This window comes from Arthrobacter sp. I3 (genome assembly GCF_000520575.1).
GTDB lineage: Bacteria > Actinomycetota > Actinomycetes > Actinomycetales > Micrococcaceae > Arthrobacter > Arthrobacter humicola_A.
Map to the genome: position 1 here is coordinate 36,307 of NZ_KI914928.1, position 10,089 is coordinate 46,395.

General features: G+C 66.6%; 10 protein-coding genes. 4 read left to right on the forward strand and 6 right to left on the reverse strand.

Going from position 1 to position 10,089, the window contains the following annotated elements; genetic code table 11:
- Window positions 1–102 precede the first annotated feature (102 nt).
- Window positions 103–762, forward strand: a complete 660-nt coding sequence (locus Y706_RS0112755; RefSeq protein WP_018776075.1) for a GntR family transcriptional regulator — start codon at window positions 103–105, stop codon at window positions 760–762.
- Between the two features lie 6 nt (window positions 763–768).
- Here Y706_RS0112755 and Y706_RS0112760 read toward each other — a convergent pair whose 3' ends face one another.
- The 4 genes from Y706_RS0112760 to Y706_RS0112780 all read right to left on the reverse strand — a co-directional run bounded on the left by Y706_RS0112760 (window position 769) and on the right by Y706_RS0112780 (window position 4,865).
- Window positions 769–1,548 (reverse strand): SDR family NAD(P)-dependent oxidoreductase, encoded by a 780-nt coding sequence (locus tag Y706_RS0112760; RefSeq protein ID WP_043436106.1) that lies wholly within the window; start codon window positions 1,546–1,548, stop codon window positions 769–771.
- Between the two features lie 91 nt (window positions 1,549–1,639).
- Window positions 1,640–3,322, reverse strand: a complete 1,683-nt coding sequence (locus tag Y706_RS0112765; protein WP_028276885.1) for a DUF4389 domain-containing protein — start codon at window positions 3,320–3,322, stop codon at window positions 1,640–1,642.
- A 155-nt stretch (window positions 3,323–3,477) separates the two neighbouring features.
- On the reverse strand, window positions 3,478–4,533 hold the full coding sequence (locus Y706_RS0112775; RefSeq protein ID WP_018776072.1) for a zinc-dependent alcohol dehydrogenase family protein: 1,056 nt from the start codon (window positions 4,531–4,533) through the stop codon (window positions 3,478–3,480).
- The gene (locus Y706_RS0112780) at window positions 4,530–4,865 is read right to left on the reverse strand and encodes a hypothetical protein (protein WP_028276886.1); all 336 of its coding nucleotides are present in this window, start codon (window positions 4,863–4,865) and stop codon (window positions 4,530–4,532) included. Before Y706_RS0112780 ends, Y706_RS0112775 begins: the two co-directional genes overlap by 4 nt.
- 249 nt (window positions 4,866–5,114) lie before the next feature.
- On the opposite strand from Y706_RS0112780, the gene Y706_RS0112785 reads away from it, so the two are divergent.
- Window positions 5,115–6,659, forward strand: coding sequence for an amidohydrolase (locus tag Y706_RS0112785; RefSeq protein WP_028276887.1), 1,545 nt, complete (start codon window positions 5,115–5,117; stop codon window positions 6,657–6,659).
- On the opposite strand, the gene Y706_RS0112790 is transcribed toward Y706_RS0112785, so the two are convergent.
- Together Y706_RS0112790 and Y706_RS25325 are read right to left on the reverse strand one after the other, a co-directional pair.
- On the reverse strand, window positions 6,656–7,165 hold the full coding sequence (locus Y706_RS0112790) for a hypothetical protein (protein WP_028276888.1): 510 nt from the start codon (window positions 7,163–7,165) through the stop codon (window positions 6,656–6,658). The genes Y706_RS0112785 and Y706_RS0112790 overlap by 4 nt on opposite strands.
- Before the next feature lie 72 nt (window positions 7,166–7,237).
- Window positions 7,238–8,767, reverse strand: coding sequence for a serine hydrolase (locus tag Y706_RS25325; RefSeq protein WP_253906785.1), 1,530 nt, complete (start codon window positions 8,765–8,767; stop codon window positions 7,238–7,240).
- A gap of 363 nt (window positions 8,768–9,130) precedes the next feature.
- On the opposite strand from Y706_RS25325, the gene Y706_RS0112800 reads away from it, so the two are divergent.
- Both Y706_RS0112800 and Y706_RS30235 read left to right on the forward strand, forming a co-directional pair.
- Complete coding sequence (locus Y706_RS0112800) at window positions 9,131–9,475, forward strand: hypothetical protein (protein WP_028276889.1); 345 nt, start codon at window positions 9,131–9,133, stop codon at window positions 9,473–9,475.
- Window positions 9,476–9,478: 3 nt separating this feature from the next.
- The coding region (locus tag Y706_RS30235) for a DUF222 domain-containing protein (RefSeq protein ID WP_043436107.1) at window positions 9,479–10,089 on the forward strand (611 nt) is incomplete at its 3' end.

Consider the following 10,089-nt stretch of genomic DNA (forward strand, 5'->3'; position numbering starts at 1 on the left):
GAGCTGCCGGTCCCGCCCGTGCCGTACCATCAACTGTTAACACACGAACTGTAAACAGTTGACCACTGACAAACAGTTGACCGCTGAGCGTGAGGACTAACAATGGCCGGAGCAACAGCCCCGCTTCTCGGACTGGAAAAGAAGAGCCTCCGCGAGCAGGCGCTATCTGCCCTGCGCACGGCCATCACGAGCGGAGAGTTGGAGCCAGGACGGCATCTGGTGGAGACCGAACTCTCCGACATGCTCCAGATCAGCCGCGGAACACTGCGCGAGGCCCTGCGCCAGCTGGAGCAAGAAGGACTGCTGTCCGCCGGACCGCGCGGCAGGCTGTCCGTGCGGCACCTGGACGGCAAGGAAATCCGGGACATCTTCGCTGTCCGGGCCGCGCTCGAATCGCTTGCGGTCCGGACACTGTGTGAGCTGCCGGACCGGGCCTCCGTGATTACATCCCTGCGCTCGGCCGTCGATGCCATGGCCGCGGCCGCCGAGGCCAGCCTGGAGGAACGGATTGAATCCGATCTGGAGTTCCACCGGACACTGTGCCGTCTCACCGGAAACGAGACCCTGCTGCACTCCTGGGAGTCGCTTGAGGGCTCCATTCGGATGTCCATCATGTTTGCCGGGATCGAGAGGGCCGTCAAGAACATGAGCGTGGACCGGCACCACGACATCGTCGCCGCGATCGAGACCGGCAACGCGACACTGGCCCGCACGACGGTCCTCGAACACATGGACGTCGCAGCAGCCAACCTGGTGGCCTGACCGGCGTCAGTAGTCCACGATCGCGCCGGCGGAGATGTTGACGGTAGCGTCCGTGATGGCAGCCGCCTTGTCCGAGACGATGAAGGAGGCCACGTTGCCGACGTCCGCCAGCGTGGCCGTCCGGTTCAAATGCGCGGCCCTGGCAATCTCCACCACGATCTCATCGCGGCTCTCGGCCTGCCACGGGATGGTTTCGATAATGCCGCCGGTGACCATGGTGACCACCCTGATGCCGTGTTTTCCAAGTTCCAGGGCCCATTGCCGGCGTAGTCCTTCCATCGCGTCGAGCGCCACCTTGAAACCGCCCAGGCCGGGGATCGTCTGCGGGCCCGAACCGCCGAACATGAGCACGACGCCGGAGCGTTGCTTGACCATGTAGGCGGCGGCCGCGCGCGTGGTCAGGAAGTGCGTCCGCGCGGCCAGGGTGATGGGCTGGGTGAAGTCATCCACATCAATCTCCATGAGTGGCTGCTGGACGTCGCCGAATGAGATCACGTTGAAGGAGATGTCGATCCTCTTGCTCTTCTTCGCTACCCGGCTTACGAAGGCATCCACCTGCTCTTCGTCCAGGGCGTCGACGACGGCGGTTTCGGCTGTGCCGCCTGCCTCGCGAATGTCATTGGCTACTTTTTCCAGCCGCGATTCCGTCCTTCCGGCAATGTGCACCGTGGCGCCGTCGGCCGCGAAAGCCCTTGCCACCGCCCCGCCGACCGCCCCGCCGCCGCCGTAGATCAGGGCGGTCTTGCCGTGAAGCACGCCGTTTTCCGGAATCCCGATGTTCACCATGGTCGCCTGCCTAGTGCCGCGGAGTACGTGAATTCCCTCAACTATGTTCTTGCGGAGGGCGGGTGGCAAGAGGACCGGGCGCAGCGCGGCATTAGCTTCTGGGCAGCCCTCCGGGTCCGGTGGCTGGTCCTCCGGTTCCGGGCGCGGGCCCGGTGGCTGGTCCGGCGGAGGGCCCGGGTCCGACCGGTCCGGCGGCGGGTCCGGCGGGTCCGAGCGCGGGTCCGGCGTATGCAGGCACCGGCAGCTCGCCAGGATCGACCGGACCCATATCAAGGTGGAATGGCGGATATTCGTCCCGCATGAGGGCAACGTAGGCGATAACGCGGTAGATCCAGCGGTTCAGGCCAAGCAGGAGGTCGAAGAGCCCCCGCCGGTATTGGCCCGTGAACAACAGGATCACGCCGGCGATCAGGACCAGCAGCCCCAGGAAGGAGATGCCCACACCTTGCTGCACCCACTCGCCGTCCCGGTACTCCCACGTCCTCGCGGTCCCCGTCAGCAGGCTGATAAGCAGCAGATGTGGAATGGCCAGCAGCCAGGATTTCACCAGCACCAGGCCGCGGGACAGCCGTTCGGGATAGTCGACGTCGAAGTCCGCCGGGTAATCGGTGCGGGCCAGGGTGAAGGGGGGATACACATCCGTTCCGATCGCGCTGAAGGCGTAGAAGGCCACACGCCAGTTCCAGCGGATCACGCCGACACTGAAATTGAACAGCGAGCGCGGGTAGCGCGCCGTGAAAAGGATCGCGAACCACGCCACAATCGTGACCACTCCGAAGGCGAACCAGAGGATAAACAGGACGATGAAGTGCGGGATGGCCAGGAACCACTTCACGAGCCACATCCACCGTGACAGGTTCGGGTCGAGGTAGCCGTGGAGGCGGGCGGGGTACACATATGCGGTCGTAGCACCCGGCGACACCGGATACGGAGTCCCCGGCGGGGCAGCGTATGCCGCCACGGCACCCGGCGTGGCCGCACTGTTCTGCTGGCCCGGGGTGGCATTGGGCGGGTAGGGACCCGCGGGATACGGCTGGCCGGGCTGGGCCGGCAGGTGGCCGGGAGGGACACCGCTGCCCGTCCCGCCTTGGCCCGGGCCGCCACGGCCGAGTCCAACGGCGCCCAGCACTATCAGCGGCACGCCGATCAGCAGCATCACGAGTCCGCCGATCAGCAGGCCGATGAACAATGGCAGGAGCAGGTCTGTGCGTGCCCCTGCCTGCAGATTCACGCTCACCGGAGAGGTCGCGTCGGCATTCATGACCACCACTGCCCAGGATCCGGAGCGGAGGTTCCAGGTCAGTTCCTGTTCCCCCGGGCCTGTGGCAGTCGCGGCCCAGAAGGTCTGCTGCGCCGGATTGGACGGGATTTGGGAGCCGGCCACTTCGCGGTACCGCGCGCGGAAGGGGTTGAACCTGACGTCGACGATTTCGGTGCGCCGGACACCGGCCAGGTATGTCGCGACGTCGGCCCGCGGGGCAATTCCGATGAAGATTTCCTTGCCGGGGTCGGTGGAGGAACCGCGGAGCAGCACGCTGCCCGCAATGTCCACCGGAACGCCGTCGTCCACGCCGCCGCCGGTCATGAGGTCCAGCCGGGGGGTCGTCAGCGCGTAGGAATTGCCCGAGAAAGGCGCCGACGGCGTGATGAAGTACCTGCCGTCACGTTGCTGGTAGTTGACCCAGCCCGCAAAACCGGCGCCCGCCAACAGTCCCAAACCGACCAGCGCGCACAGCGAGCCGATCACCAGCATGACAATCCGGCCTGCTTTCATGGCCGCCGTCCTTTCAGATGGTCCGTTTGCCACGCCCGGCCGGGCGTGGCTTCCGGAAGCTGGCGGCCCGGGCCGCTACCGCCCGAGCGGGATCACGAACGGCCTGGCTTCGTCGATCGCGCCGGCACTGCCGGCGTGGAGGACAACGAGCGCTTTCATGCCGTGATCACGACTTTGAGGGCCTTCGTCTCCGCGGCGCGGGCAAAAGTGTCGTACGCCTCCATGAACTCGTCGAAGGTGAAGTGGTGGGTGGCGAAACTGTCCGCGGGGATCTTTTGCTGTGCCACGAGCTTGAGCAACATGGGGGTGGTGTTGGTGTTCACCAGGCCCATGCTGATGTTGATGTTCCGGATCCAGAGGTCTTCGACGTGCAGTTCCACGGCTTTGCCGTGCACGCCCACGTTGGCCACGGTGCCGCCAGGACGCACGATGTCGGTGCACATCGTGAAGGTCGCCGGGACGCCCACGGCCTCGATCGCCACGTCCACGCCCTGCCCGTCGGTCAGGAGCATGAGCTGCTCCTTCCAGTCGGCATCGGATGAAAGGACCACATCGGTGGCTCCGAATTCGCGGGATTTCTCGAGCCGGTTCGCGTCGAGGTCGACGGCGATGATCGTGGCGGCGCCGTAGAGGCCGGCAGTGGAGATCGCGGCAAGTCCCACGGGACCCGCGCCGATGACGGCGACCGTGTCGCCGGGCTTGACCCGGCCGTACTGCACGCCGATCTCAAAGCCGGTGGGGAGGATGTCGGAGAGCATGACGGCCTGCTGGTCGCTGACTCCCTCAGGCAGGAGGTGCAGGGAGTTCTCTGCGTAGGGGACGCGGACGAACTCGGCCTGCGTGCCGTCGATCAGATGTCCGAAAACCCAGCCGATGCCGGAGGTTCCCTCCTCCCCCAGGCAATGGGAGTACAGGCCTGTCTTGCAGTTGGCGCAGTGCCCGCAGGACTTGATGCACGAAATGATGACGCGGTCCCCGACCTTGAGGCTGGTCACGGAGGCGCCGATCTCCGTGATGGTGCCGACCCCTTCGTGGCCCAGGATGCGGCCCTTGGCCACCGCGGGGACGTCGCCTTTGAGGATGTGCAGATCGGTCCCACAGATGGTGGTGGTGTCCACTTTGACGATCACATCGCTGGGATTCTGGATGGTGGGATCGGGGACCTCGGTCCACGATTTCTCGCCGGGACCGCCATAGACGAGGGCTTTCATACGTGCTCCTTGGTTTTGAGGATGACCAGCGGGTCCACGAGGCGCAGACGGCACGGAGTCTCCGTGCCATCGATCCCCGAATACAGCAAAGAGGCGCGGGCACGCTCACGGAGTTCCTCGATCGCGGCGGCCGACACCCGGGCATGGGCGAGGTCGAGCACGAGTTCAAACCCGGGAAGCTTGCTTGTGACGCGGCGGCAAACGACGTACAGCGCCCGCACGTTGGCCACGGTCACCACACCATGCACGTCGATCCGCGCTGTTTCGGCGTCCGCGTTCAGGCGGATGAGCACCTTGAGTTTAGGGTCCCCCGAATGGTGGTGGATACTCATGTGGCCGTGGTCTCCTGCCTTTTCCTGCTGAAGCCGGAAAGTGCAAACGCCATTTCCTTCCCCAATTCGCGGTGAGACCCGTGCCGTATTTACGTGAAGTGGTTCTTCGCTCGACACGTCCCCCCCCAACTGGCCGTGCAGCAACCTCCCCACACATTCAGCTTGGGGGGCGCTCGTGGCAGAGGTAAGGGGCGAAAGTCCCGTGTGCGCCTGTTGGGTCCTGCGGCGTCGCCCGCCTAGCCTGTTCCTATGTCTGATCCGCTCGATCCCCGCCGACCCCCGGATCTCGTGCTGGCCTCCGTGCGGCACCCCGGGGAGGAAATATGCTTCGACGTTCATCTTCGCGCCGGGGCCGTGTCGGCGATCATCCCGTCGCGCCCGGGCTCGGGTGCGCTCCCCGCTGCAACCCGGGTGGTGGATCTGGAGGGCCGCTACGCCATTCCTGGGCTGTGGGATGAGCACGTCCATATGACGCAGTGGGCGCTGGCCTCCAACCGGCTTGACCTCTCCGGTGCCGGCTCGGCGCGCGAGGCGGCCGCCGTCGTCGGGGCCCATATCGCCGGGGACAATATCGCGGAGGCCCATATCGCCGGGGCCGGAAGCGGCGCCGGAGCTCCGGGTCCCGTCCAGACGCTGGTGGGCGTCGGTTTCCGCGATGCCATCTGGCATGACCTGCCCAGTCTGGACCTCCTGGACGGCGTGACGCGCGGCCGGCCTACGGCGCTGATCAGCCACGACCTCCACTGTGTCTGGCTCAACTCCGCAGCGGCCCAACAGTACGGGATGCCGGTGGATGCGGGCGGGCTGCTCCGGGAAGAACCGGCGTTCGCCCTGACCCGGGAGCTTGGCCAGCTGCCGGACGCGGTGGTGGATCCGTGGGTGCGGCAGGCAGGGCAGGCTGCGGCCGCGCGGGGCGTGGTCGGGATTGTGGACTTCGAGATGACGTGGAACCGCGACGCCTGGCTGCGGAGGATCTCCAGCGGCTTCGCCGCCCTGCGCGTTGAAGCGGGCGTCTATCCGCAGGACCTGGACCGGGCCGTAGCAGAGGGGCTGCGGACAGGTTTGGCGGTGGCCGGCAGTGGCGGGCTGCTGAGCGTGGGCCCCCTGAAAGTGCTGATCGATGGCTCGCTCAATACCCGCACAGCGTATTGCATTGACCCGTATCCGAACGGCGGCCACGGGCTGCTGACCGTGAGCGAGGCCGAGCTGCTCGCCCTGTTGGTCCGGGCACGGCAGGCGGGTTTTGTGCCGGCGGTCCACGCAATCGGCGATGCGGCCAACCAAGTCGCCTTGGATGCGTTTGAGGCGGCGGGCATCGCCGGACGGGTGGAGCATGCCCAGTTTGTCCGGAGCGAGGATTTCGCCCGCTTCGGCCGGTTGGGCGTGACCGCGAGCGTCCAGCCTGCGCATGCCCTCGATGACCGGGACGCCGCCGAGGCGAACTGGCCGGGGCGAACGGACCGGTCCTTCCCGCTCCGTTCATTGCTGGCCGCCGGGGCGACTCTCGCCCTGGGCTCGGACGCTCCGGTGGCCCCGCTGGATCCGTGGATTGCCATGTCCGCTGCCACGGCGCGGGCACGGCTGGATGGCCGCGGGCCGTGGCATGTCGAGCAGGCCCTCACGCGGCGGGAGGCCCTCACGGCCTCGACCCGCGGTCGCGGCCGTCTCCGGGTCGGGGACCCCGCCGATATTGCAGTGCTCGACGGCGACCCACTGACCGTTTCGGATACGGAGTTTGCGGCCATGCCGGTGGCCGCCACGTTAGTGGCGGGACGGTTCACGTACGGCGGCTAAGCACCTTTGGCGCGCGCCTGGACTAAGTTGGCGTACGGCAGGCGGCCGTATTCTTCGATGAATGCGGCATGGCACCGGGCTTCGGCCGCGTTGAGTTGCTCAACGGGCAACTCTTTCCACGCGATGATCAGGGACCCTGCCGCTGCGAGCTGCCAGATGAGCCGGCCGTCCCAGTGGCCTGGCGGCCTGCCTTCGCCGAAGTCGACGAATTCCTGGATTTGCCGGCGCAGACCGCGGTTGCCCTTGCTTCCGGGGCCGGCTTTGCCCAGGAAAAGGACATCGGCGCCGTCCACCCATTCGGCGTCGAGAGCGTCCGTCTTGAGGGTGGGGTTCTTCTTCTTGAAGATGCCGGCGGTGCTCCTGGCCAGGAACTGGGGCCGGAAGCCCTCCGGCCGCAGTACCGCGAAGATCCCGGGCTTCTGCGGGATCCGGTTGATGTCAAGGTCCTGGAGCGGCCGGAAACCGGTGAAGCCGTCCTGTTTCAGCGATTGTGTGTTGATGGGCATGGGTTCCTTGGATCGGGGCTCGTGGCGTTCCTTTGAAGCTTACGGAAGAAGCTCACTCACTGAAGTCCGGGCTCAGCCGCGGGTGAAGGTGCCCAGCCCGGTCTGATCGTAGAAATCGAGCCTGACGCTCGAAGCCGTGCCGCCTCCGGCTGCGGCGTCCGCACCAGGGGCTGCGTCCGCGCCGGGGGCGAAGATTGCCCCGGCAAGACCGTTGGCGTTCTCGCCGATTGATTCAAAGCTGAAGGTGTCGCCGTCAAAATGAGTGAGCGGGAACTTGGTGGTCCTGCCGGCCGGGCCCAGCTCAAGGGTCAGCACGCCGTTCTCCACCGCGACGGTGAGCAGGCCGTAGTAGGAGTTCGCGTAACTGCCGATGTAGAAATCGTTGCCCTGCGCCGGTTTGGCCTGGGCCGGTGCCTTGGAATAGTCAACTTTTGGCTTCTCCGCCTCATCGATCTTCTGGAAGACGCCCGAGGTGAATCCGATCCAGTCCACTGTCGGGGCGCCGTTCTGGGCCGTGTCCAGGAATGCGGCGCAGATGGCTTCGGGGATGCCCTGCGGCCGGCCATTGGTCAGGGCAACAATGCCCAGCTGCTCGCCGGGGAGCAGTGACACTGCGGTCGCGGCACCAAGGTTGAAGGCTCCCGAGTGCCCGAGCATCAGCCGGGCGTGGTCGTCGTAGGAGACGTTCCAGCCCAAGCCGTAGAAGCGGGTGCGGGCACCCGGCGTCGACGGTGGGCCCGAGACAGCGTGCGGGACATGCGTGATACTAAGCGCGTCCGGATCGATAACCTCGCTTCCCTCAAAGCTGCCGTTGGCGAGCTGCAGGCGGATCCAGCGGGCCAGGTCGCGCACGGAGGAACTGGCCCCGCCGGCGGGTGCTTCGGCGTCGGCATCCCGGGAGTATTTGGCCACCCAGGTCTTGTTACCGGCTGGGACGTGGATCAGTGCCTTGTTCGTCGCCTTTTGGTAGTCCGCGTGGCGATAGCTCGTGGATGACATGCCCAGGGGCTTGAACAAGACTTCTTCGGCGAGGTCTGCCCAGGGCTTGTTCATGGCATCGGCGACAGCCTGTGCACCAGCCGTGTAGCCGAAGTTGCTGTAGTTGTAGCTCGACCGGAATGAGTCCAGCGGCTGCTGGTTGAGGTGGCTGAGAATATAGGACTGGTCGAATCCGAGGTCTTCCAACAGATCGCCCGCCCCCGTACTGAGGCCGCCTTGATGTGACAACAGGTCCGCCGCCGTGGCGTTCCGCGTGACGTAGGGGTCTTTCAGGGCGAAGCCGGGGGTGTGGTTGATCACCGGTTCCGTCCAGGAGATGGCCTTGCGGCCCACGGCCACGGCCGCCACCGTGGAGGCCAAGGGTTTGGACACCGAGGCCAATTGAAAAACGGTATCCGCGTCCACTGTCTCGGGCCGGCCCGATTCCCGCACGCCGAACCCCTTGGCGTAGACCATTTGGTCCTGGTAGACCACGGCCACGGCGACTCCGGGAACACCGGTACTCTCCATCACGCCCTGGACCATCCCGTCCAGCCTTGCCAAGGCGGCGTTGACCTTCTGTTGGTCCAGGAGCGGTTTGACCTGCGGTTCCGGCGCGGGCACTTTGGGCCGTGCAGGCGGCCAGCAGCGGCATGCCCGCTATACCCGCGGCGCCGACGCCGACCGCTTTAAGTAACGAGCGGCGGTCCGAAGGCAGCGAGCTGATCCTCGTCGCGATAGATTCCCTCTGGTTCATGGACAATCCTCCGCCCGGTTCCGCCTGGGGCGCAGAGCTAACGCCCCCTCCCATGATGGACCCGTGCCCGTGTTTGAGACAGGGGCGATGCGCTCGGGTGGGGGTCCTCGGACGCCGGGAACTCGCGGCCGGACCTCCACAACCGCCAACGAATCCCACCAATCCCGCTAACCTCGCGGCCTCCTTCTGGTTGCCCTATTAATGTCGGATCCCCGGAGGAGACTGGATTCATGGACGGCAATCAGGGGCCCGAAGTGGTTCCGGCGGGAGACGGCGACGGCGGCCTCGGCCGCGCCGGGAGCGGTGACGACGGCGTCCAGGATTTGCTCGCATTCTGCTCCAGCGCGCTCCGGGACGTGCGTCAGGCCGAGGATCCCGCCGGGATGATCGAACAGTACCGACGGCTTGACGAGTTGCACTCCGCGCTCGACGGGTTGCGGACGCGTCTTCAGCTCGACATTTTCCTGGGCAGCGTCTCGGGAGTGACTTTGGGACCTGGAAGGTCGCCGATGGCTTCCGAAGCGGTGGAACGGCTGCGGAGGGCCATAAATGTCATAGCCCGCAGGGACACTTAATTCATGGACGGCAATCAAGGGCCCGAAACCGCGCCAGCAGACCCGGCACCGGCAACTGCGGTGACGGACCTGGCCGCGCTCCTGGCAGTCGTCCCGGCCCCGGACAGCGCCGCCGAACTGATCGACGAGATCCGGGACCTGGAGGACCTGAAGTCCGCCATGGCAGCCCGGCAGGCCCGGCACGCCGTCGCGTTCGACCTGCTCCAACGCCGCGAGCAGGCCGCCGCCGGAGTCCCGGCCGAGAAGCTCGGCGCCGGTGTCGGCGCTCAGATTGCCCTGGCCCGGCGCGAATCTCCGGCCAGGGGCGGCCGGCTCCTCGGCCTGGCCAAAGCCCTGATCACCGAGATGCCTCACACCCTCGCCGCCCTGGAAACCGGGCAGCTCAACGAATGGCGCGCCACCCTGCTGGTCCGCGAAACCGCCTGCCTGACCCCGGCCGACCGGGCCGCCGTCGACGAGGAATTGGCGCCCGACGCCGGGACGTTCGCCGGGGCCGGTGACCGGTCCCTGGTCGCTGCGGCCCGGGCAGCCGCGTACCGGCGCGACCCCCGCACCGTCACCGAACGCGCCGCGCACGCCGCCACCGAGCGGCATGTCAGCCTCCGCCCGGCCCC